Annotated in this window: 24 protein-coding genes and 1 riboswitch; of the genes, 18 read left to right on the top strand and 6 right to left on the bottom strand. The window is 58.4% G+C overall.

Annotation, left to right across the window (positions count from 1 at the left end):
- Positions 1 to 4: 4 nt before the first annotated feature.
- A complete protein-coding gene (locus ACTYEO_RS09495) occupies positions 5 to 808 on the bottom strand; it encodes a hypothetical protein (protein ID WP_449323499.1) in 804 nt (267 codons plus the stop codon).
- 109 nt (positions 809 to 917) lie between these two features.
- Complete coding sequence (locus tag ACTYEO_RS09500) at positions 918 to 1,514, bottom strand: lytic transglycosylase domain-containing protein (protein ID WP_449323500.1); 597 nt, start codon at positions 1,512 to 1,514, stop codon at positions 918 to 920.
- Between the two features lie 169 nt (positions 1,515 to 1,683).
- Here ACTYEO_RS09500 and gatB point away from each other — a divergent pair, with 169 nt between their 5' ends.
- Together gatB and ACTYEO_RS09510 are read left to right on the top strand one after the other, a co-directional pair.
- Positions 1,684 to 3,198, top strand: coding sequence for an Asp-tRNA(Asn)/Glu-tRNA(Gln) amidotransferase subunit GatB (gene gatB, locus ACTYEO_RS09505; RefSeq protein WP_449323501.1), 1,515 nt, complete (start codon positions 1,684 to 1,686; stop codon positions 3,196 to 3,198).
- 99 nt (positions 3,199 to 3,297) lie between these two features.
- Positions 3,298 to 3,690 carry a DUF4177 domain-containing protein gene (locus ACTYEO_RS09510; RefSeq protein ID WP_449323502.1) on the top strand — a complete coding sequence of 131 codons (393 nt, stop codon included), beginning with the start codon at positions 3,298 to 3,300 and terminating at the stop codon, positions 3,688 to 3,690.
- Here ACTYEO_RS09510 and ACTYEO_RS09515 read toward each other — a convergent pair.
- Positions 3,687 to 3,944, bottom strand: coding sequence for a BolA family protein (locus ACTYEO_RS09515; protein WP_449323503.1), 258 nt, complete (start codon positions 3,942 to 3,944; stop codon positions 3,687 to 3,689). The genes ACTYEO_RS09510 and ACTYEO_RS09515 overlap by 4 nt on opposite strands.
- A 79-nt stretch (positions 3,945 to 4,023) precedes the next feature.
- Between ACTYEO_RS09515 and ACTYEO_RS09520 the strand changes: the two genes are divergently transcribed.
- Positions 4,024 to 4,656 (top strand): DnaJ domain-containing protein, encoded by a 633-nt coding sequence (locus tag ACTYEO_RS09520; protein WP_449323504.1) that lies wholly within the window; start codon positions 4,024 to 4,026, stop codon positions 4,654 to 4,656.
- Between the two features lie 22 nt (positions 4,657 to 4,678).
- Positions 4,679 to 5,869 carry an NAD(P)/FAD-dependent oxidoreductase gene (locus ACTYEO_RS09525; RefSeq protein ID WP_449323505.1) on the top strand — a complete coding sequence of 397 codons (1,191 nt, stop codon included), beginning with the start codon at positions 4,679 to 4,681 and terminating at the stop codon, positions 5,867 to 5,869.
- Positions 5,870 to 5,880: 11 nt separating this feature from the next.
- On the opposite strand, the gene ACTYEO_RS09530 is transcribed toward ACTYEO_RS09525, so the two are convergent.
- A complete protein-coding gene (locus ACTYEO_RS09530) occupies positions 5,881 to 7,329 on the bottom strand; it encodes a TrkH family potassium uptake protein (protein WP_449323506.1) in 1,449 nt (482 codons plus the stop codon).
- A gap of 227 nt (positions 7,330 to 7,556) precedes the next feature.
- Between ACTYEO_RS09530 and ACTYEO_RS09535 the strand changes: the two genes are divergently transcribed.
- Both ACTYEO_RS09535 and ACTYEO_RS09540 read left to right on the top strand, forming a co-directional pair.
- Positions 7,557 to 8,000, top strand: a complete 444-nt coding sequence (locus ACTYEO_RS09535) for a hypothetical protein (RefSeq protein WP_449323507.1) — start codon at positions 7,557 to 7,559, stop codon at positions 7,998 to 8,000.
- 76 nt (positions 8,001 to 8,076) lie between these two features.
- Positions 8,077 to 8,523 carry a hypothetical protein gene (locus tag ACTYEO_RS09540; RefSeq protein WP_449323508.1) on the top strand — a complete coding sequence of 149 codons (447 nt, stop codon included), beginning with the start codon at positions 8,077 to 8,079 and terminating at the stop codon, positions 8,521 to 8,523.
- A gap of 79 nt (positions 8,524 to 8,602) precedes the next feature.
- Here ACTYEO_RS09540 and folE2 read toward each other — a convergent pair whose 3' ends face one another.
- Positions 8,603 to 9,694, bottom strand: a complete 1,092-nt coding sequence (gene folE2, locus ACTYEO_RS09545; protein ID WP_449323509.1) for a GTP cyclohydrolase FolE2 — start codon at positions 9,692 to 9,694, stop codon at positions 8,603 to 8,605.
- Between the two features lie 195 nt (positions 9,695 to 9,889).
- Positions 9,890 to 11,089: an O-succinylhomoserine sulfhydrylase gene (gene metZ, locus ACTYEO_RS09550; RefSeq protein ID WP_449323510.1), complete on the bottom strand. Its 1,200-nt coding sequence runs from the start codon at positions 11,087 to 11,089 to the stop codon at positions 9,890 to 9,892.
- A 75-nt stretch (positions 11,090 to 11,164) separates the two neighbouring features.
- Positions 11,165 to 11,242: riboswitch (SAM riboswitch) on the bottom strand.
- A gap of 102 nt (positions 11,243 to 11,344) precedes the next feature.
- On the opposite strand from metZ, the gene ACTYEO_RS09555 reads away from it, so the two are divergent.
- The 12 genes from ACTYEO_RS09555 to ACTYEO_RS09610 all read left to right on the top strand — a co-directional run bounded on the left by ACTYEO_RS09555 (position 11,345) and on the right by ACTYEO_RS09610 (position 23,132).
- Complete coding sequence (locus tag ACTYEO_RS09555) at positions 11,345 to 12,046, top strand: glutathione S-transferase N-terminal domain-containing protein (protein ID WP_449323511.1); 702 nt, start codon at positions 11,345 to 11,347, stop codon at positions 12,044 to 12,046.
- A gap of 216 nt (positions 12,047 to 12,262) precedes the next feature.
- Entirely contained in the window at positions 12,263 to 13,183 is a 921-nt protein-coding gene (locus ACTYEO_RS09560) for a 5-bromo-4-chloroindolyl phosphate hydrolysis family protein (RefSeq protein WP_449323512.1), read from the top strand.
- A gap of 13 nt (positions 13,184 to 13,196) precedes the next feature.
- Positions 13,197 to 14,390, top strand: a complete 1,194-nt coding sequence (locus ACTYEO_RS09565) for a toxic anion resistance protein (protein WP_449323513.1) — start codon at positions 13,197 to 13,199, stop codon at positions 14,388 to 14,390.
- Between the two features lie 62 nt (positions 14,391 to 14,452).
- Complete coding sequence (locus ACTYEO_RS09570; protein ID WP_449323514.1) at positions 14,453 to 15,376, top strand: DUF2927 domain-containing protein; 924 nt, start codon at positions 14,453 to 14,455, stop codon at positions 15,374 to 15,376.
- Between the two features lie 109 nt (positions 15,377 to 15,485).
- On the top strand, positions 15,486 to 15,926 hold the full coding sequence (locus tag ACTYEO_RS09575; RefSeq protein ID WP_449323515.1) for a peptidase S1: 441 nt from the start codon (positions 15,486 to 15,488) through the stop codon (positions 15,924 to 15,926).
- Positions 15,927 to 16,042: 116 nt separating this feature from the next.
- Positions 16,043 to 17,185 carry an SPFH domain-containing protein gene (locus ACTYEO_RS09580; RefSeq protein ID WP_449323516.1) on the top strand — a complete coding sequence of 381 codons (1,143 nt, stop codon included), beginning with the start codon at positions 16,043 to 16,045 and terminating at the stop codon, positions 17,183 to 17,185.
- Positions 17,186 to 17,201: 16 nt separating this feature from the next.
- On the top strand, positions 17,202 to 18,386 hold the full coding sequence (locus ACTYEO_RS09585; protein ID WP_449323517.1) for a primosomal protein N' (replication factor Y) - superfamily II helicase: 1,185 nt from the start codon (positions 17,202 to 17,204) through the stop codon (positions 18,384 to 18,386).
- 79 nt (positions 18,387 to 18,465) lie between these two features.
- A complete protein-coding gene (locus ACTYEO_RS09590) occupies positions 18,466 to 19,392 on the top strand; it encodes a carbohydrate kinase family protein (protein WP_449323518.1) in 927 nt (308 codons plus the stop codon).
- A complete protein-coding gene (gene dtd / locus ACTYEO_RS09595) occupies positions 19,389 to 19,826 on the top strand; it encodes a D-aminoacyl-tRNA deacylase (protein ID WP_449323519.1) in 438 nt (145 codons plus the stop codon). The genes ACTYEO_RS09590 and dtd overlap by 4 nt, the downstream gene beginning before the upstream one ends.
- Before the next feature lie 116 nt (positions 19,827 to 19,942).
- Positions 19,943 to 21,370: a circularly permuted type 2 ATP-grasp protein gene (locus ACTYEO_RS09600; protein ID WP_449323520.1), complete on the top strand. Its 1,428-nt coding sequence runs from the start codon at positions 19,943 to 19,945 to the stop codon at positions 21,368 to 21,370.
- A gap of 3 nt (positions 21,371 to 21,373) precedes the next feature.
- The gene (locus tag ACTYEO_RS09605; RefSeq protein ID WP_449323521.1) at positions 21,374 to 22,315 is read left to right on the top strand and encodes an alpha-E domain-containing protein; all 942 of its coding nucleotides are present in this window, start codon (positions 21,374 to 21,376) and stop codon (positions 22,313 to 22,315) included.
- A gap of 13 nt (positions 22,316 to 22,328) precedes the next feature.
- Positions 22,329 to 23,132, top strand: a complete 804-nt coding sequence (locus ACTYEO_RS09610; RefSeq protein ID WP_449323522.1) for a transglutaminase family protein — start codon at positions 22,329 to 22,331, stop codon at positions 23,130 to 23,132.
- Positions 23,133 to 23,174: the final 42 nt, after the last annotated feature.

Genomic DNA, 23,174 nt, shown 5'->3' on the forward strand with positions numbered 1-23,174 from the left:
CTGATCAGCTCTCTTGCGCGGGCTCTGACGGGCTTGTCAGCATTGCGCGGGTCGCCAAATCTGCCGGACGCAGAACAGGCCGCGTCGCCCCCCTGCAATAGTCCTGACGGCTGACCCATTGGCGCATATCTTCGCGTTTGCGGCTGGAATGGAACGGCCCCCAATCCGCCGCCACACCGCGCATCCCTGCCGAGACGACCCCGTCACGTGGCACCGTGATCGCCATAATGCGGATCGCACAGCGCAGATTGGCAGGCCCATCCAGCAAGCCCTCACCAGTTGTTACTTCGCAATTTCGCCAATCCGCCGTTGGCGGCGCGATCTGGGTCAAGCCGAACCACAGCCCGCCCCCGCCCACAACTGTCGGGCGATGCGTGCTTTCATGCCATGCCAGTGCCGAGACCAACCCCGCCCAAAAAGCAGCGCGTTGATCAGCATCAGCGCTCTCATAGGCAGGGCACCATGCCTCGATATCGGCGGGCACCACATCAACCAAACCCCGTCCATGCGTGCGGAGTGCGTTCATAATGGCAATCGACCACCGTGTGCCGCGCGGGTGATTGTCCCAGCGCAACTCAGGCACGGTGAATTGGGTGCGCATCACAGGGCGGAAGCTTGCTTGCGGGGCAATGGCGGAGGGCTGGCTTGGCAATGCCGCGACAGGGGCAAGCTGCATCTGGGCCTGCGTGACCTGCGGCGCGGTGAATTCAGGCCGCGGCAAAGGCCGCAAACCCACATCCGCCAAAGCGGCACTGGCGCCCGACAGCATGGCGACAGCAGCAACAAATCCAACAAACTTCAAACGCATCCAGAAAGCCCCCCAGCCTCCAACCGCGCCAATTTGCCAGAAGGCAAAGGGGGTGACAACCGCACAATCATGCCGCAAGGCAGCATCGGCGGTCAGCAAAGCGGTCAAATCAGCCCGCGCAATACTCCTGCTGGCTGACCCATTGGCGCATATCTTCGCGCTTGCGAGAGGAATGGAACGGCCCCCAATCAGCCGCGATCCCGCGCATCCCTTCCGAGATCACGCCATCACGCGGCACGGTTGTGGCCCAGATACGCAGCGCGCATTGCAGATTGGCCTCACCATCCAGCAACGCATCCGCCGAGCCCGCCTCGCAGCCGTAGCCGCGCGCGGTAGCAGGCACGATCTGGGTCAAACCGAACCAGCGCCCGTTCCCGCCAATCGCATCGGGGCGATGGGTGCTTTCGTGAAAGGCCAGCGCCGAAAGAATGCCGTTCCAGAAGGCCGCGCGCTGCTCGGCATCGCCCTCAAGATAGGCGGGGCACCATTGATCGATATCGGCGGGTTCCAACTCGGTCAGGATCGCAGCATCGGATTGCAGCATTTGCAGGCTCGCATCGGTCCATCCCGTGGCTTCTGGGTGGTAATCCCAACGCGCAGTGGGGGTGAACCCCTCCTGCTCGGTGGTCGACGCCCCCGACAAGCTGCATCCCGTCACCCCGATAACCAACGCCAAAGCACCTGCAAATTTGCGTAAATCAAACATACCTAAACTATCCTGTACCGTTTCAATCGGCGGCATGTGCAATGAATAGAGGATGCGCGCAAGTCACGAGGACGTGTATATCGGCTGAAATCTGCCACTTCTCCCCCTTGCCGTGCCCGCGCGGCTCGCCTAAACCGCTGGGGAATTCTAGTCCGGAGGCCACAGGCTAATGCTCGACCTGACCTATGAAACCCCCAAACCCAAAGTGATCGCTGGCGCAAAGTCCGATTGGGAACTCGTCATCGGGATGGAGGTGCATGCGCAGGTCTCGACGCAGGCCAAGCTGTTCTCGGGCGCCTCGACGCAATTCGGGGCCGAGCCGAACTCCAATGTGGCATTCGTGGATGCAGGTATGCCCGGCATGTTGCCCGTGATCAACGAGGCCTGCGTGGCACAAGCGGTGCGCACGGGGCTTGGCCTGAAAGCACAGATCAATCTGCGCTCGGCCTTTGACCGCAAGAACTATTTCTACCCCGATCTGCCACAGGGCTATCAGATCAGCCAGCTCTACCACCCGATTGTGGGCGAGGGTGAGGTTCTGGTCGAATTGGGCGATGGCACGGCGCGTATGGTCCGTGTTGAGCGTATCCACCTTGAACAGGATGCGGGCAAATCGATCCATGATATGGACCCCGCGCTGTCCTTCGTCGATCTCAACCGCACGGGCGTGGCCTTGATGGAGATCGTCAGCCGCCCCGATATCCGCAGCCCCGAAGAGGCGGCCGCCTATGTCGTGAAACTGCGCCAGATCATGCTTTATCTGGGCACTTGCGATGGCAATATGCAAAACGGCAATCTGCGCGCTGACGTCAATGTCTCGATCTGCCAGCCTGGCGCTTATGAGAAATTCCGCGAAACGGGCGATTTCTCGCATCTGGGCACACGCTGCGAAATCAAGAACATGAACTCGATGCGCTTTATCCAAGCCGCCATCGAATATGAGGCGCGCCGCCAGATCGCTATCGTCGAAGCAGGCGGCACGGTGGATCAGGAAACCCGCCTTTATGATGCCGACAAGAACGAGACGCGGTCGATGCGCTCAAAGGAAGAGGCGCATGATTACCGCTACTTCCCCGACCCCGATCTTCTGCCGCTTGAGCTGGAGCAATCCTATGTAGATGCCATCGCGGCTGATCTGCCCGAATTGCCCGATGCCAAGAAAACCCGCTTCATGTCCGAATTCGGCATTGCCGATTATGATGCCAGCGTTTTGACGGCGGAACTGTCGGCGGCAGGCTTTTTCGAGAAGGTCGCAGCCGAGGCAGGGGATGGCAAACTTGCCGCCAATTGGGTGATCAACGAATTATTCGGCCGCCTCAAGAAGGACGAGCGCGGCATCAGCGATAGCCCCGTTTCGCCCGCGCAGCTTGCGGGCATCATCACCTTGATCAAATCGGGTGATATCTCGGGCAAGATCGCCAAGGACCTCTTCGAGATCGTCTATTCCGAGGGCGGTGATCCTGCCAAAATCGTAGAAGAACGCGGCATGAAGCAGGTGACCGATACCGGCGCCATCGAAAAAGCAGTGGACGAGATCATCGCCGCCAATCCCGCTCAGGTCGAAAAGGCCAAGCAGAACCCCAAACTTGCAGGCTGGTTCGTGGGTCAGGTGATGAAAGCCACAGGTGGCAAGGCCAACCCTGCCGCCGTTAACCAGATCGTAAGTGCAAAACTAGGGCTGTGACGGCATAGAGATCCGCTGAGATCATCCAAATGACAGGCCGTCAGCCTTGTGGGGGATCTCGCGTTTGTTAACCTTGTTAAATCAAGATTGGGGTGGGGTATGAGTGAGTTTGAATACAAGGTGATTGCGGCGCCAGAAAAAGGGCTGAAGGTCAAAGGGGTCAAATCCCCCGCTGACCGCTTCGCCTTGGCGCTGACCGAACAGATGAACGCGATGGCCGCTGAGGGCTGGGAGTATATCCGCACCGATACCCTGCCCTCGATTGAGCGTTCGGGCCTGACCTCGACCCAAACCGTCTATCGCAATGTGATGGTGTTTCGCCGCTCTGTGACGGGCGAAAGCCACGAGATCACCCTTGAGGAAGATGACGCGCCCGAGACCGCCATTTTAGAGGAATGGTCTGAGCCTTCCGAGGCCGAGCCTGACCTGCAAACCGCGCAGATCGACGAGAGTCTGGATACGGCCGCCCCTGAGGGTGAGCCAAAGGCCTAATCGGTTATGGTCAGCGCCAGCGCGTGGATCTCGGTGACCAAATCCTTTCCCAAAGCCGCATGGACGGCGCGGTGGCGCGCGATCCGCGACATGCCTGCAAAGGCATCCGAGGCGATACTGACCTGAAAATGGCTCTCGCCGCCGTCCTGAAATCCCGAATGGCCGCGATGGCTTTCACTGTCATCAACCACCTCTAGCATGCGCGGGGCGAAGGCCTCACTCAGACGTGTCTGGATTTTCTCTGCTCTGGTCACGTTTTTCGCACCTTTCCTCTTCACCTCGCCCGCCAAAACATTAGAGTGCTTGTTCCGAGTCGAGAAGGACCCCTGCTCAATGACTGACAAAGACCCTTTCAATTTCGACCTACGTGTGTCGACCGACAAGAAGAAACGCAAGACAGGCCGTCGCGGCATGTCGGGCGCGTTCGAGACGTCGAAGCGGGTTTGCGAGCATCCGGGCTGTGAGGAAACGGGCCAATATCGCGCGCCGAAATCGCCCGATAACCTTGAGGAGTTTTTGTGGTTCTGCCGCGAGCATGTGCGCGAATACAATCTCAAATGGAACTTCTTCGACGGCACCACCGAGGCCGAGATGGAGGCCCAACTGGACCGTGACCGCGTTTGGGACCGCCCGACAAAACCCTTCAAGAAAAGTGTTGAGGAGAAGGCTTGGGCGCGTCTGGGTGTGGATGATGCCCATCAGGTTCTGGGCGAAAACGCCACCAGAAACCCCGGCAAAAGCACCACGGGCGGCACGCGCAAACTGCCCCCCACCGAACGCCGCGCGATCCAGATCCTCGAGGCAAAGGATCACTGGACCAAGCCTGAAATCCGCAAATCTTACAAAGCTTTGATCAAGATTCTTCACCCCGACATGAATGGTGGCGACCGCTCGGATGAGGAGCGCCTGCAAGAGGTTGTCTGGGCATGGGACCAGATCAAGGCCAGCCGCAACTTCAAGGAATGAGCGCAATAGCGCGGGGCCGATCATGAGCCGCCATCATGTGCGCACCCTGATCCTTGGCGCAGGCGCGGCAGGCCTGATGTGCGCGGCCTATGCGGGCCCCGATGTCCTCGTCGTGGATCATGCCAAAGCAGCAGGCGAGAAAATCCGCATCTCGGGCGGGGGGCGGTGCAACTTCACCAATCTGCATGCCGCAGCCGAGAACTTTCTGTCGGAGAACCCCCATTTCGCGAAATCTGCGCTCAGCCGCTATACGCAATGGGATTTCATCGATTTGGTGGATCGCCACGGTATCGCATGGCACGAGAAAACCCTCGGGCAATTATTCTGTGATGGCTCCGCCAAGGAAATCATCGCCATGCTGCGCGCCGAGATGGGGGAGGCAGCACTTTGGCTGCAAACCGAGATTGGCGAGATCACCCATCGCGACGGTCTCTACCATGTCGCGCTGAGCCGTGAGGGCCGCGCCCATATGATCACGGCCGAGCATCTGGTTGTGGCCACGGGCGGTAAATCCATTCCCAAAATGGGGGCTACGGGCCTTGCCTATCGCATCGCGGAGCAATTCGGCCATGCCCTGACCGAGACGCGCCCTGCCCTTGTGCCTTTGACCTTTGATGAGAAGCTAAAAGCGGAATTCGCAGCCCTTCCCGGCGTGGCGCTGGACACGCAGATCAGTTGCAATGGAACCGCCTTTGAGGAAGCGATGCTCTTTACCCATCGTGGCATCTCGGGGCCCGCAATCCTGCAGATTTCATCCTATTGGCGCGAGGGTGACAAGCTCAGCATCAACCTCCATCCGCAAGGCGATATGTTCGAGCATCTCAAACAGCGCCGCGCAGAGGCAGGGGCCAAAGCCGTCAGCACCGTTTTGGGGGAGCTTCTGCCCAAGAAGCTGGCCGCCCATCTGACGGCTGAATTGCAGCTCTCGGGCAATCTGGGTGATCAATCTGATGCAAGCCTGCGGGCCTTGGCCGATCAATTGACCCGTTGGGAAATCACCCCCACCTCATCCGAGGGCTACCGCACCGCAGAGGTCACGCTCGGCGGCGTCTCGACCGATAAGATCAGCTCAAAATCCATGCAATCGCAATTGGTCCCGCATCTCTATTTCATTGGTGAGGCCGTCGATGTCACGGGGTGGCTTGGCGGGTATAATTTCCAATGGGCGTGGTCCTCGGCTGTGGCCGCAGGCCGTGCCATAGCGAGCGCCTAAAGCGGTTCGCGTTACGCACGCCAGAAGGTGACCGTGAACAGCACGAAAACGGCCATCAATTCCAAACGCCCGATCAACATGGCAAAAGACAAAATCCATTTCGCCGTATCATTGAGCGAGGCGTAATTCCCCGCAGGCCCGATGATCTCGCCCAAGCCCGGCCCGATATTGGCCAAGGCCGAGGCCGCGCCCGAAACAGAGGTGATGAAATCCAGCCCTGTCAGCCCCAGCAATACCGCCGTGACCCCAAGCGTCACGAAAAACAGCACAAAAAACGCCATCACCGAAGACAGAATATCTTCGGCAACAGGCCGCCCGTCATAGCGGGGCTCGAATATGCCATGGGGGGCGTAAAGGCGGCGCACCTGCGTGGCGATTGAGGCGATCAGGAGCTGGTAGCGAAACACCTTGATCGAGCAGGAGGTCGAGCCCGCGCAGCCGCCGATCAGGCCGATGAAAAAGAACAAAACAACGGGCAGCGGCCCCCAAAGTTGATAATCAACCGAAGCATAGCCTGTGCCCGAAATAATCGATGTGACATTGAAAATACCTTCGCGAAACCCGTGCTCAAGCTGGTCTCCATTGGCAAACAATCGATACAGCGTGAACAGCACAGTCAGCGCCAGAATAATTGCCAGATAGGCCTGTATCTGGGTGTCGCGAAACAAGGGTTTGGCGGTGCCCGCAACCAGCTGGATGTAGCGCACGAAAGGCAGGCTGGCCAAAATCATAAAGACGGCAGCCGCATATTCCAAAGGCCCCTGATAGGCCCCGAAGGACGCATCACTGGTCGAAAACCCGCCCGTGGACAGCGTGGTCAGCGCATGCATCACCGCATCGAAAAACGGCATGCCAAGCAGCAAATAGACCAAGGCGCATAGCCCCGTCAGCCCAAGATAGATCACCCAAATCCGGCTGGCGATCTCGGTCGCGCGGGGCAGGATTTTACCCATTGTATCAAAGGCTTCCGAGCGGAAAATCTGCATCCCGCCGACCCTGAGTTCAGGCAGAAACACCATGGCCACAACGATGATACCGATCCCACCAAACCACTGGATCATCCCGCGCCACAGGTTCAATCCGTCAGGCAGGCTCTCCAAACCCGAAAACACGGTCGCCCCTGTGGTGGTCAGGCCCGACATGGCTTCAAAAAACGCATCCACAAACCGCGCCTCGGTCGCGCCCAATATGAAAGGAAGCGCCGCAAAAACTGGCAGCACTAGCCAAACGCCAGTTGTGAGCAAAAAGGTTTGCTGGATCGAGAGGCCTTCGCGCACCGCATTGGCGCAGGCCAAGGTCAAGGCCCCACCAATAAAGATGGTCAGGCTTGCCGCTTCCGCGAAAGCGGCCCAATGCCCGTTGCCTTGCGAGAGATCGACAAAGAGCGGGATCACCATGGTGACACCGATTGACGCGACCAAAAGGCCCAAGACATATCCAACAGGACGTAGATCAAACATGCGCGGAGCGTTGGCGCGAGCGACGCGCCATGTCAAGCAAGCTGCGGTATCGGCCACCCTGCTTTCCATGCACAAAGCGCGAATTTCATTGCCAAATGCGTTTCCGTACGCCTAGGGTAGGGGCATTATATACGTTAAGCACCCATTGGTATCTCGTGTTTGTTGTGAATTCCGGCGTGCTTGAAAAGCAGCATGAGGGTAAAGCGCCCTCAAGAGGGAATAACTAAATGTCTGACAAACCAACGAAAAACAGTGGCGCTGCAACCTTGAGCCTGACAGATTCCGATATCAAAACCAGCCGCCGCGGCATGATGCGCGGCGCGGGTGCGATGGGTGTCAGCGCCTTGGCCCTGGGGGCCACCGCGCGCTCAGCGGCTGCTGCAACCGATAGCGATGGCGGTGCAATCACCGATCCGGGCGGCGCAGGACGCGGGTATTGCCGTGGCTATAACTCGGGCGTGACGGATCAGGATAACGGCGCTTGGACCGATCCAGGCGGAAATGGCCGTGGCGGGAGCGAGTCTGCGCGTGCGGGCGTGACCGATAGCGACAATGGCACATGGACGGATACGGGTGGCCAAGGCCGCGGCGCACCACGCAATTTCGCCACAGGCTATACAGATGCCGACCAAGGTGGTTGCACCGATCCAGGCGGCAATGGCCGCGGGTGAGGCAAAACAAGACAGCCCGCTTCCTCAGGAGGCGGGCTTTTTTGATGAGACTGGGCAAACTCGGGGGAGAAACCAGATGTCTGATAAGAAAGATCACGACGAAAAAGCCAAGAAAACCAGCCTTTCGGAAAGCGATGTTGAAACCAAGCGCGGACCAAGCCGCCGCAGCCTGTTGCGCGGCTTTGGCGCGGGCACGCTCGGCCTCTCGGCGGTTGGGTTGTCAGGCTGCGTCACCACGGGTGTGACAGATGCAGATGCCGGCGCCTATGCCGATCCCGCTGGCATGGGGCGCGGCACTGTCAGGCGTACAACATCAGGCATTACCGATAGCGATGGCGGGGCCTATGCCGACCCAGTTGGCAATGGCCGCGGCGTCACCCGCCGCGTCAGTGCAGGCATCACCGATAGCGACGGCGGCACCTATGCTGACCCCGTGGGCCGTGGACGCGGCAATTCGGGGCTGACTGATAGTGATAGCGGTTTCAGCGCCGACCCCGTTGGTCGCGGACGCCGCGGCTGGTAAGCACGCCACAGCTTCAAACGAAAACGCCCCGACCAAGCCAATGGTCGGGGCGTTTTTTTGTGATCAGCCGTGACGCAGGCTAGCCCACGTGAAACAGCGTTGAGAAAAGTTTCGGGTCCAGACTATCAGCATCAAAGGTCTCGCCCTCGGTCAACACGCTGACCGCATCATGGCTGTGCAGGCTTTCCTGATGGCTTGCCACCACGCGGAAATCACCGATACGCGCATCCGCGCTAAGCTGCTCGGCGAAAAGACGGGCGGCATCTTCCACAAAGATCGGGTTGGCTGCGTTCAATTCCGCGAATGCCTGTTCATCTTCGCGCTTGACCATCACTTGCGTCTCGGTCGGCACGGCATTGCGGGCCATATCGATCAGGTCTTCGAACCACAGACATTCCGCACCTTCCAGAACCTCAACCGACAAACGCCCGACCGAGCGCTGCGAATGCGGCGTGGCAAGCTGGTTGCGGGTCGCGCGTGCGTGTTCGGACAATTCCAGCGAACAAGGGCAGGTCGAGGAATAGACGTAATCAAGATGCACAATCTTGCGGCGCACCCCGTCCTTTTCCACCAGCTCCAGCGCGATATCGTAATACTGATAGCCCGACAGACCCGAGCGCAGGCTCTCGACCTTCATGGGGAAGGAGAACCGCATCTGGATACGGGCATCAAAGCTCTCGAGGTCTGATTTATAGTCATCAAGTGCCGCCTCGATCACCTCGAAGCTGAAGGTCTTTTCGGCATGCGCGTAAAAGGAGCGCATGATGCGGCTCATATTGATGCCCTTCTTATCCGCCTCAAGGCTGACCGTGCCTGTGACACTGGTCTCGAGGTTCAGATCACCGTTGTCGCGGGTGTGATAGCGGATCGGCAGGCGGAAATTCGAAATCCCAACATGCTGGATTTGCCGCTTGGCTCCCTTGATCAGGGAAGACGGGCCATTCTGCAGATCAGGCAGGCTGTCCTTATAGGCCGCATCGACATTGAACTCAGTGGGATAGTCGCGCGAGAACACAGGATAGGTCTCGCTCAGCAATTTCGTCGCTGAAGGATCGAGCGCTTCGATCTGGTCGCGCGGCGCAGTTTCAGCCCAAGCTTTGAGAAGCTCCAAAGCCTGTTCGGCCTCGTCGCGCGTGGGTTCGGTGGTAACATTTGGCACGTGTACATTCATGTGAAAGCCCCTTCCCTGCTCGGCTTCGTCCATCAATATGGGGGCAAGGCCGAGGTCTTCCAAATTGTTTTATCAATTACATTACGGCCCAAGGACGGGTTTGGATCACAAATAAACGGTGCTCTATCCAGACAAACAATCGCAGCTTCGCGCCTAAAAGCTTGAATTCAGACGCGAAACTTGAAGGAAAGCTTTTTAAAGATGCGAGAGCGCCTGTTTGAAATCCGCCAAAAGATCATCGGCATCTTCCAGCCCAACCGAGAAGCGCACCAGCCCCTCTGAGATCCCAAGCGAAGCACGTTGCTCATCGCTGAGACGTTGATGGGTGGTTGTGGCGGGATGGGTGATGATCGATTTCGCATCGCCCAGATTGTTGGAGATCACCACAATCTCGAGCGCATTAAGGAATTTGAACGCCGCCTCGCGCCCGCCTTCAAGTTCCAGCGCGATCACAGTGCCACCCTGCTCCATCTGGAGCGTCGCAAGATCGAATTGCGGATGTGAAGCAAGGCCGGGGTAGATCACCCGTTTCATGCCCGCCTGCCCTTCCAGACCTTGTGCAATATGCAAAGCCGCATCCGCTTGTGCGCGCACCCGAAGCTCCAAGGTTTCCAGCCCCTTCAGCATCACCCAAGCATTGAAGGGCGACATGGCCGCGCCTGTATGTTTGAGATAGGGCTCCACCGTTTTGCGGATGAAGTCGGTCGTGCCGCAGATCACGCCACCCAAACAGCGCCCCTGCCCGTCGATATGCTTGGTCGTGGAATAGACGATCACATCAGCGCCCAAGGTTTGGTTGTCTTGGAAGATCGGGGTGGAGAAAACGTTATCCACCACCACCAACGCGCCTGCCTGATGGGCAATCTCGGCCACGGCTGGCAGGTCAATCACCTCCAATGTCGGGTTGGACACGGTCTCGAAAAACGCAGCCTTGGTCTGGCCGGGGCGCATTGCTGCGCGCCATTGATCCAGATCGGTGCCATCGACAAAAGTAACCTCGACGCCAAAGCGGGTCAGAACCTCTTCGAGGATATAGAGGCAGGAGCCGAATAGCGCCTTGGCCGAAACCACATGATCGCCCGCGCGCAGCATCGAGGTCAGCGCGGCATTCACCGCTGCCATCCCTGAGGCCGTTGCAAAAGCATCCTCGGTCCCCTCGATCGAGGCGATACGATCCTCGAACATGGCGACGGTGGGGTTGCCATAACGGCCATAGATGAACTCATCCTCACCAATGCTCAGAAAACGGGCCTCGGCAGCTTCGGCGCTGTCATAGACAAAGCCCTGCGTGAGATAGAGCGCCTCGCTCACCTCGCCATATTGGCTGCGGCGGGTGCCTGCATGCACGGCACGGGTGCGGCGGGACCAGTTTTTTGTCGATCGGGCGTCGGTCATTCTTTCATATCCTCATCTGGTCCGGCGGATCGGCAAAACAAAACCCCCGAACCGGTTTTGGTCGGGGGTATTCGCGCCATCGCGACCCTGACCTCTTTAGCGGTTTTTTTAACGTGGCCCGCAATCCGGTAACAAATCGCCACTGGGGCGGAATTACGCCTGCTGCGCTGCAAGGTCAAGTCGGGATGACCCGCATTTATATTGCGACTGCCCTGCTTCCGCGCCATGCTTGCCACTAAGTTGCGGGAGCGAAAAATGTCCAAACCCATTGATCTGTATTACTGGCCCACCCCCAATGGCTGGAAGGTCGCCATCGCGCTTGAGGAGATGGGCCTGCCCTACAACCTGCATCTGGTTGATATCGGCGCGGGCGATCAGTTCAAGCCCGATTTCCTTGCGATTTCTCCCAATAACCGTATGCCCGCGATGATCGATTCCGACGGGCCTGATGGCGCGCCGGTCTCGATCTTTGAATCGGGGGCAATCCTGCAATATCTGGCGCGCAAGACAGGGCTGTTCTATGGCCAGTCCGAGCGGGACAGGATTGCGGTAGATCAATGGCTGATGTGGCAAATGGGCGGTTTGGGGCCGATGGCAGGCCAAGCCCATCACTTCCTGAAATATGCGCCTTTGATGGACCCACCCCAAGACCTGCCCTATGCCAAGGACCGCTACCGCAACGAGGTGGCGCGGCTCTACCGTGTGCTCAACACCCGATTGGAGCAAAGTGAATTCATCGCGGGCGATTTTGTATCGATTGCCGATTTCGCGGCCTTTCCATGGGCGCGGCTTTGGGAAGGACAGCAGCAAAGCCTTGAGGATAAACCCCATATGGCCCGCTGGCTGGACGCCCTCGCTGCCCGCCCCGCCACAGCAAAAGCCGTCACAATCGCCTTGGAAAAGCGCGAGGTCACCCGCGACCGCAAGAAGCAAGATACTCTATTCAAACAAAAATAACCCGCAGCGCGGTTCAAGACCCCGTTTTTTTCCGCCACAAAGGCATTATTCCGCCCCGCCCAAGCACAATGTCTGGTTTTTGTAACAAAACATACCTATCTTGGGGTCAAACAGGGGGCAAATACGTGACGTCTAATACACTTAAGGGTGTTTCCTTTGGCGCGTTGCTGGTCATCATTTTGATGGCGGGCTTTGGCGGTTTCGGAGCACTTTGATATGGCAAAACGCTTTGGTGGAGAATTCAGCCCGAACGGGCAAATTCCCGATCCTGATACTCGGCCATCGGTCACTGCCCCCATCCGACCTGAGCCCGCAAGCTTTAAGGGCCGCAGCCCGCAGCGCCATGGGGCCAAGATCAATCTGTTATTTCTGGCAGCCGCGCTAACGCTGGTCACGGTGTTTTTCCAAGGCTCTACCTTGGCGCTGGCCAGCGATCTGGCAGGGGCTGCAATGCTGCTTCTGGCCGCTTGGCTGACGCGCGACGGTATCCGCGCAGAAGATGCCTATATGGAACGCAAGGTCGCGCGCCGCCCCGCCATTCCGCGCAAGCTTTTCGCTTCGGTCGGTGTGGGTATTGGCGTGGGCTTGCTGATTTTTGGCGGCCAATGGCAATTGGTCCCCGCGATCTTGATGGGCGCAATTGCGGCGGGTCTGCATCTGTTTACCTTCGGGCTTGATCCAATGTCGGATAAGGGCCTTGAAGGGGTGGACAGCTTCCAGACCGACCGTGTGGCGCGCAAGATCGAAGAGGCCGAGGCCGTTCTGGCCCAGATGAAAGACGCCATTTTGCGCGCGCGCGACCGTGAATTGGAGGCCCGTGTAGACGGGTTCCAGCATGCTGTGCGCCAGATGTTCCGACAGGTTGAAAGCGATCCGCGCGATCTGAGCGGGGCGCGCAAATATCTGGGCGTCTATCTACAGGGCGCGCGCGATGCGACTGTCAAATTCGCCGATCTCTATTCCAATAATCGCGATGCTTCGGTGCGATCCGATTATGTGGGGCTGCTCGATGATCTCGAGGGGAATTTTACCAAACGCACCAAAACGATGCTGACCGATAACCGCAGTGATCTGGATGTCGAAATCAGTGTCCTGCGGGACCGTTTGAACCGCGATAATATTCATATTTCTGATTAGGGACGACACCATCATGAGCACTGAAATCAAAGAAAAAGCCGAAGCGGCCGCGAAGATGATTGAAGAAGTGACATCCGTCACGCTGGCGGAACCTTCGACCGCGCTGGTGCCCTTGGCCGATGCCAATAAGAAAACCGCCGCAGCGATCCGCAAGCGCATCAAAGAGATCGATATGGAAGACACCAATTCCATCGTCTCCTTTGGCTCGGGCGCGCAGGCGGAATTGCAGCAGATCAGCCAAGCCATGTTGCAAGACGTCAAGAACAAGGATGTCGGCCCCGCAGGCGATAGCTTGCGCGATATCGTGGGCACGATCCGCGGGTTCTCGGTGGATGAGCTGGACCCCAACCGCAAACGCAGCTGGTGGGAGCGTCTTTTTGGCAAGGCCAAGCCGCTGCATGATTTCATGGCGCGCTATGAAGATGTACAGGGCCAGATCGACAAGATCACGGATGAGCTGTTGAGCCATGAGCATACCCTTATGAAGGATATCAAATCGCTCGATATCCTTTACGACAAGACGCTGGCCTTTTATGACGAGCTGGCGCTCTATATCGCGGCGGGCGAAGAGAAGCTGAACGAGCTGGACAGCACAACCATCCCTGCCAAAGAGGCCGAGGTGGAAGCCGCCCCATCCGAGCAGCAGGTGATGAAAGCGCAGGAATTGCGCGATCTGCGTGCCGCGCGTGATGATCTGGAACGCCGCGTCCATGACCTCAAACTGACCCGTCAGGTCACCATGCAATCGCTGCCCTCGATCCGTCTGGTGCAGGAAAACGACAAATCGCTGGTCACCAAGATCAACTCCACGCTGGTCAACACCGTGCCGCTTTGGGAAACCCAATTGGCCCAAGCCGTGACCATCCAGCGCTCGACCGAGGCCGCAGCCGCCGTGCGCGAGGCCAATGATCTGACCAATGAATTGCTGACCAAAAACGCCGAAAACCTGCGCACATCGAACCGTATGGTGCGTGAGGAAATGGAGCGCGGTGTCTTTGATATCGAAGCGGTCAAAAAGGCCAATGCCGATCTGGTCGCCACCATCGAGGAAAGCCTGCAAATCGCCGATGAGGGCAAAGCCCGCCGCGCGGCCGCCGAGGTCGAGATGCAGAAAATGGAGACCGAATTGCGCGACACGCTTTCGGCCGCCAAAGCGCGGGGCGATGGTGTGGGCTATAATGTCGGCACCTCGACAGGCGATAGCTGATCGGACGGTTGATGCGTGATTGAGGGACGGACGCGATGATCATGGGGCATCTGGGGCGTTGTATGACGCTCGGATTGGTGGCGCTTGGCCTGTCGGCCTGTGTGGCGTCACCCCCTGTGAACTCGCCCCGTCCCGAGACGCGCGGCGTCTTGGCCCTGCCTGGTGCAGGGCCGCAATCGGCGCTGAGCCGTGGCTATGCCAGCTATTACGCCTCGATCGAACAACGCCTCGTCGCCAATGGGTTGCTTCGCACCGATGGCGGCGGGGATGATACGCCTTTCTCGCAACGCATGCTGGTGGCCAATTTCGAACGCATCGCGCTGTTTGATGAATATGCCCTGACCAATGGGCGCTTTGTGGCCCGCCAGACCCCCTCACGCCTGCGCCGATGGGAGGTGCCGGTGCGCATTCAGGCCCATTTCGGCCCCTCCCTCTCCGCCGCGGCACGCTCGGATGATAGCGCGGTCATCGGCACCTATGCGCAACGCCTTGCCCGTGCCACGGGCCACCCCATCCGTAAGGTTTCCTCGGGGGGGAATTTCCATGTGCTCTTTGTCAGCCGTGACGAGCAGCAATTGACAGGCCCGCTTCTGCAACAACTGGTTCCAGGCATTGGGCCTGAAACCTTGCGCGAAATCAGCAATCTGCCCCGCCATACTTTCTGCTCGGTCTATGCCTTCTCGGAGGCGGGCGGCACGCCTGTCTATCAAACAGCGGTCGCCATCATCCGCACCGAGCATCCCGACCTTTTGCGCCGCTCCTGCATTCATGAAGAAATCGCCCAAGGCCTTGGTCTGCCCAATGACAGCCCCGCCGCGCGCCCCTCGATCTTCAATGATGACGAAGAGTTCGCTCTTCTGACCCGCCATGACGAATTGCTGCTGCGCATCCTCTATGATCCGCGCCTGAGACCAGGAATGGAGCCCGCAGCCGCAAGGCCGATTGTTGCGGAGATCGCCGCCGAATTGCTTGGCGGTTCCAGCTAATGCCATCTTGAGGGAGTTCTTGGAATTGAACCCCCCTTATGAGATAGTTTCACTATGTTCGTTACGCGTTTGTAGCAGGTTCAAATTCACTCCTTTTCAGGGTTTCAAAATGAAAAAACTCCTCCTTACGATTGGCCTGTTTCTGGCCTCCTTCCAAATCGCAAATGCCTGCCCCGTGATCTCCGAGGGCGCAGAAATCAACCGGATTTATGCAAGCGAAATGCAGGAAGATCCCTTCTATTTCCCCGTTGTCGCTGGCGGTCAGGTCAATCTGGCCAATTGCGGCTTTGCAGGGGGCTGGGTTGTGCCAAACCCCGATTTTTCTCTCTATATGTATGATTTCAACGGCCCTGTGCAGTTCTCGGTCAGCAGCCCCGGCTGTGATACGGTCTTGCTGCTCAATGCGCCTGATGGAAGCTGGTATTACGATGATGACAGCTCGGGCGATCTGATGCCTTGGATCGAAGCCTATGTCGGCGATGGCCGGATGGATGTCTGGGTTGGCACATTTGGCGGCGATTATTGCGACGCAAGCCTCGTCGTTTACTAAGATCACTGGTCGGGGCGGGGAAAATACCCCGCCTTTTCCACCCCGTTTTCATTGGCCCTATCACGCAGCAGCGTTTATAATTGGCCAAGACATATTGTGACGATTGGACCAAACCCATGTCTATTTTTGATTTTCTTTCAGGCCAGTTCATCGATGTTATCGAATGGACAGATGACACCCGCGACACGATGGTTTGGCGCTTTGAACGCCATGGCTATGAGATCAAATACGGCGCGAAGCTGACGGTGCGCGAAGGACAGGCGGCAGTCTTTATCCATGAAGGCCAATTGGCCGATGTCTTCACCCCGGGCCTCTATATGCTCGAGACCAATAACATGCCGATCATGACCAGCCTTCAGCACTGGGATCACGGCTTTAAATCGCCCTTCAAATCCGAGATTTATTTCGTCTCCACCAATCGGTTTACCAATCTCAAATGGGGCACGAAAAATCCGATTATGCTGCGCGACCCCGAATTCGGGCCGACCCGCATCCGCGCCTTCGGTACCTATTCCGTCAAGATCGACAATCCCGCCCGCTTCATGTCCGAGATCGTGGGCACGGATGGGGAATTCACCAGCGATGAGATCAGCTTCCAGATCCGCAATATCATCGTGCAGCAATTCAGCCAGACCGTTGCAGGATCAGGCGTGGCTGTGCTGGATATGGCGGCCAATACGGGCGAATTTGGCGGCATGGTCGCCAGCAAGATCTCTGAGACCATCGATAAATATGGCCTGAGCCTGCCCGAGCTTTACATCGAAAATATCAGCCTGCCGCCTGCCGTCGAAGAGGCTTTGGACAAGCGCACCTCGATGGGGGTTGTGGGGGATCTGAACAAATACAGCCAGTTCCAAGCCGCAGAAGCCATGCGCGCCGCCGCCGATAACCCCGGAAGTGGCGGGATGGGCGCAGGGCTAGGCATGGGAATGGGCATGGCGATGGCCAACCAGATGGCGGCCCAAGGCCCTTGGGGAGCTGCCCCACAGCAACAACAGCCTGCCGCAGCCGCCCCCATGGCCCCACCCCCGCCGCCTGTGGAACATGTCTGGCATATTGCTGAAAACGGTCAGACAAAGGGCCCCTATTCCAAGGCCGCGATGGGGCGTATGACCGCCGAAGGCAGCCTCTCGCGTGAGACATTGGTCTGGACGCCGGGTCAGGATGGCTGGAAGCAGGCCGAAGATGTGACCGAGTTGGCGCAACTCTTTACGGTTCTGCCCCCTCCTCCGCCGCCACCACCGCCCGCTGCTGGCTGAACGGAATTTTGCACCCATGACCAGTGATACCAGCTTCCAAGACACCGATATCGTTGAGGAACATCACTTCCCTTGCGACCAATGCGGCGCGGATATGCGCTTTGCGCCGCATCAGGGCAAGCTGATCTGCGATCATTGCGGCAATGAGGCCGAGGTCGAGATCGGCGAGGGCACGGCAGGCCCTTGGGGCGGCACTGCCATCCGCGAGCTGGATTTCGATGATGCGATCCGCAACCGCCTGCCCAAAGAAGAGATCGAGGAAACCCGCGTCACCCAATGCCCCAATTGCGGCGCGCAGGTCGAATTTTCCGCCGATACCCATGCCGATGAATGCCCGTTTTGCGCCACCCCCGTGGTCACGGATACGGGCACCCATCGCCATATCAAACCCAAAGGCCTGCTGCCCTTCTCCATCGGGGAAGAGGCCGCGCGCGATGCCATGACCAAATGGTTGGGGCGGCTGTGGTTTGCGCCCAATGGGTTGCAGGACTACGCGCGCAAGGGCCGCAAGATGGAGGGCATCTATGTTCCCTATTGGACCTTTGATGCCGATACCCGCAGCGCCTATCGCGGGCAGCGCGGCACGATCTATTATGTGACGGTGTCGGCAGGCAAAGGACGCACGCGCCAACAGCAGCGCATCCGCTGGCATCGCACTTCGGGCCGTGTTGCGCGGTTCTTTGATGATGTGCTGGTTCTGGCCTCCAAAAGCCTACCCAAACGCTTCACCGATGCACTGGCCCCTTGGGACCTGAGCGCGCTTCAGCCCTATTCACCGCAATATCTGGCAGGCTTCCGCGCCGAGGGCTACACCGTCGAGCTGGAAGAGGGCATGATCGAGGCGCGTCAGATCATGGATGCCCATATCGCCCGCGATATCCGCCGCGATATCGGGGGGGACCGACAGCGCATTGACCATGTGAATACCGAAGTCTCGGATGTGACCTTCAAACATATCCTGCTGCCCGTCTGGCTGGCGGCCTATAAATACCGCGGCAAGAGCTTCCGCTTTGTGGTCAATGCCCAAACAGGCAAGGTCGAGGGCGAGCGCCCCTATTCCGCTATCAAAATCGCCTTTGCGATCCTTGGCGCGCTGATCGTGATCAGCATCGGGGCCTATCTCTATGCGCTCTATGGCGAAGGGGGCGGTGCAGCCACGGGATTTGCGCCGTCCACGGGCGGTTTGCCGATCAATAAATAAACCTGCCTGACAAAAAGACTGGCAGCGCGATGCATTCAGCGTTACTCCCTTGGTCCGCAAGACTTCAAAGGATCAAAAGATGCTGCTCTGCTGTGGTGAAGCCCTGATTGACATGTTGCCCCGCGAAACAACGCAAGGCGAACACGCCTTTGCGCCCTATAGCGGCGGCGCGGTGTTCAACACAGCCATTGCGGCAGGCCGTTTGGGGTTGCCCACGGGCATGTTCACGGGCCTTTCAACCGATCTGTTTGGCCAAAGACTGGCGCAGGCGCTGGATGACAATGGCGTCTCCTGCGCGCTCAGCGCGCGATCGGACAGCCCTACAACATTGGCTTTCGTGACCCTGACCAATGGGCAGGCAAGCTATGCATTCTATGATGAAAACACTGCAGGTCGGATGCTGTCGGAGGATGATCTGCCAACTGAATTGACAGGGGTTGAAGCCCTGTTTTTCGGCGGCATCTCCTTGGTGGTGGAGCCCTGCGCACGCGCCTATGAGGCGCTTTGCCTGCGCGCGGCCCCTGATCATCTGGTGATGATCGACCCGAATATCCGCACAGGCTTTATCCGCGATGAAGCTGTTTATCGCGCGCGGCTTGATAAGATGCTGGCGGTCAGTGACGTGGTGAAACTCTCGGATGAGGATCTCGCTTGGCTCGAAGGGCATGACGACCTTGAAAAAGGCGCGGCTTCGGTTCTCGCCAAGGGCGCAAAGCTGGCTTTGATCACGCAAGGGGCCGATGGCGTCACCGCTTATTGGGATGGCGGCAGCTTGTTCCAATCCTCTGAGCGGGTCGAGGTGATTGATACCGTGGGGGCTGGCGATACATTCAATGCGGGCTTTCTTGCAGGGCTGTCGGACGCGGGCCTTTTGAGCAAAAGTGCTGTGGCAGCGGGCCTGCCCGAAGATGCGTTGCGCGCGGCCTTGGCGCTTGGGTCAAAGGCGGCGGCTGTGACGGTATCGCGCGCAGGTGCAAACCCGCCCCGCCGCGACGAGCTTGCATGAGAGCGCTGATCCAACGCGTCACCCGCGCCTCGGTCGAGGTGGACGGCGCGCTGATCGGGCAAACGGGCGCGGGCCTGTTGATCCTTGTTTGCGCAATGCAGGGCGACACGCAGGACAAGGCCGAGGCGCTTGCCGCCAAGATCGCCAAATTGCGTATCTTCAAGGATGAGGCGGGCAAGATGAACCGCTCGCTGCTCGATAGTGGTGGCGGCGCGCTTGTGGTCAGCCAATTCACGCTGGCCGCCGATACCCACTCGGGCAACAGACCCGGATTTTCTAGCGCAGCACCTCCTGACGAAGGCCGCCGCCTCTATGAGCATTTCGCGGCCTCACTGGCGGCCCTCGGCATCCCTGTTGAGACAGGGCAATTCGGTGCAGATATGTCGGTCAGCCTTGTGAATGACGGGCCCGTCACCATTTCGCTTGAAAATTAATCACCTCGCATAGCTACTGTGCATCGCGGTCTTGATTAATTCTTAACGCAGCGCCTCTGCTAGCAGCTTTCTTCAAATTCTGGCTCGATGATTTGCAGCAGACGCTTAAGGGCCAAATGGAAAAAGAGACCAGATTTTTCGATGAGATGTTCGGGCAAGGCGATGCCCCCCGATCCCCCTATCAATCCTATGATGCATGGTTCCATAACGAAGACATCAAAGAGCTGAAAAAGAAATCCTCCGAAGCCGAGAGTTTCTTTCGCCGCACAGGCATCACCTTCAATGTCTACGGTCAGGATCAGGCCGATGAACGTTTGATACCTTTTGACATCGTCCCGCGCATTATTTCGGGGCGGGAATGGTCACGGCTGGTGCGCGGCATCGAGCAACGCGTGCGCGCCATCAATGCCTTTCTCTATGATATCTACCACCGCCAAGAGATCATCCGCGCAGGCCGCGTGCCCGCCAATCTGATCGCGCGCAACGAGGCTTTCCTGCCCGAGATGATCGGGGTCGAGCCGCCAGGCGGTATCTATACCCATATCGTCGGCATTGATCTGGTGCGCACAGGTGAGGATGAGTTTTTCGTCCTTGAGGATAACGCCCGCACCCCCTCGGGTGTCTCCTATATGCTGGAGAACCGCGAGACGATGCTGCAGATGTTCCCCGAACTGTTCAGCCGCGTCAAAGTCCGCCCTGTCTCGGATTATCCAACGAAATTGCACCGTTCCCTCGGGGCATGCATGCCGATCAATGCCAGCGCCAACCGCTCGGTCGCCGTTCTCACCCCCGGCATCCATAACTCCGCCTATTTCGAGCATGCCTTTCTTGCCGATCATATGGGGGTTGAACTGGTCGAGGGCAGTGATCTGCGCGTGATGGATGGCAAAATCGCCATGCGTACCACCCGCGGCTACCGCCCGATCGATGTGATTTACCGCCGTGTCGATGATGATTTCTTGGACCCGCTGAATTTCAACCCCGACAGTCTTTTGGGGGTTCCGGGCATTATGGATGTCTATCGCGCAGGCGGGATCACGATTGCCAACGCCCCCGGAACAGGCATCTCGGACGACAAGGCAATCTATAGCTATATGCCTGATATCGTTGAATTCTACACGGGCGAAAAGGCCATTTTGAAGAATGTGCCGACATGGCGATGCTCTGAGCCTGACGCGCTGGCCTATGTTTTGGACAATCTCTCGGAGCTCGTGGTCAAAGAGGTGCATGGCTCGGGTGGTTACGGCATGTTGGTGGGCCCCGCAGCCTCCAAGAAGGAACTGGCCGCCTTCCGCGCCAAGCTCAGCGCGCGGCCCGCAAATTACATCGCACAGCCCACGCTGGCCCTCTCGACCGTGCCGATCCTGACAAAGGCAGGGCTTGCCCCGCGCCATGTTGATCTGCGCCCCTTCGTGTTGGTCAGCCCGCAAGGTGTTGATATCACACCAGGTGGATTGACGCGCGTTGCCCTCAAGAAAGGGTCTTTGGTTGTCAATTCCTCGCAAGGGGGCGGGACCAAGGACACTTGGGTTTTGGAGGAATAGGGGATGCTGGGAAAAACCGCAGGCGGCCTGTTCTGGATGTTCCGCCTTCTTGAGCGCTCCGAGAATACCGCGCGCCTTATCGAGGCGGGGTTTCGCATCGCACTTACGCGGCCCGATGGGGCGGATGATGAATGGGCCAGTGTTCTGCAAACAGCCGCTGCCGCCACCGCCTTTTATGAGCGTCACGAACAGCTTGAGGCAGGTAAGGTCATTGATTTTCTGCTGCGCGAGCCAAGCAACCCTTCCTCGGTGATGTCCTGCATCGCGGGCGCACGGCAAAATGCGCGGCTGGTGCGCACCGCACTGACCCGCGAGGTTTGGGAGGCCGTGAATGACAGCTATATGTCGCTGCGCGATGCCTTGGCCCGCCCTGTCGCAGATCGCAACCTGCCCGAGGTTTTGGGCCTGATCCGCCAGAACTCGGCCCTAGTGCGCGGCGCGCTGCATGGCACGATGCTGCGCAATGACGTGTTCGATTTCGCCCGTATCGGCACCTTCCTTGAGCGCGCCGATAACACCGCGCGCATTCTGGATGTGAAATATTATGTGCTGCTGCCCTCGGTAAACCAGATCGGCTCCAGCCTTGATAATGTGCAATGGGAAACGATCCTGCGTTCCGTGGCGGGGCAGCGTTCCTATGCATGGCTCAACCAAGGCAAGGCCAATCCCAAGGGGATTGCCGATTTCCTGATCCTAGATGGCCGCATGCCGCGCAGTTTGAAATTCTCGGTGGCGAAAATGGTCACCAATCTGAAATATCTCGAGATCGAATATGGCGACCGCCACCCCAGCCAAGGCATGGCCGAAGCCTTGGATCACAAATTGCAGCGGATCACGATTGATCAGGTCTTTGAGGAAGGCCTGCATGAATTCATCACCGATTTCCTGAAAGATCTGGCAGGTTTGGGCCTGCAGATCGAAACCGATTACCGCTTTTTGGGATAGGGAGGGACAAAAGATGCGCCTGAAAATCCTGCACACCACCACCTATGCTTTTGAGCGCCCCGTCAGCTATGGATTGCAGCAATTGCGCCTGATCCCCAAAAGCCGCCATGGCCAAGATGTGATCAACTGGCGCATGAGCGTTGAGGGCGGCACACCCGAGACTGAATTCACCGATCACCACAATAATACCGTGTCGCTGATTTCATTCGACCCCGAGGCAAGCGCGATTGTTGTGCAATGCGAAGGCGAGGTTGAGACCAGCGATCTGGCAGGTGTCGTGGGCAAGCATGGCGGGTTTGTCCCGCTCTGGCTGTTCCAGCGCTCCACGGATTTGACGCGGGCGGGCGCGAATGTGCGCAGTTTGGCCAAAGGCCTCAAGGATGAGTTCGACAATGAGCTGGAGCGTCTACACGCCCTGTCGGCACGAATTCTGCAAGATGTGAGATATGAGATCGGCACCACCCATGCCACCACCACCGCTGAAGAAGCGGTCGAGCAAGGCGCGGGCGTATGTCAGGATCATGCCCATATCTTTGTGGCGGCTGCCCGCGCGCTTGGCAGCCCTGCGCGCTATGTGTCGGGCTATTTGATGATGGAAGACCGCGTGCACCAAGATGCAAGCCATGCATGGGCCGAGGCCCATATCGAGGGGATTGGCTGGGTCGGATTTGATGTCTCGAACGGGATATCGCCCGATGAAAGATATGTCCGTGTTGCAACGGGGCTGGATTACACAGAGGCTGCACCCGTCTCGGGAGTGCGCTATGGATCAGGGACCGAGTCGATGAGCGTCGATATTCAGGTTCAACAACAATAAACCCTTGCCGGTGCAGGCTGCGCCGCAAAAGGCGTAAGGATA

The sequence above is a fragment of the Rhodophyticola sp. SM2404 genome (assembly GCF_053570515.1).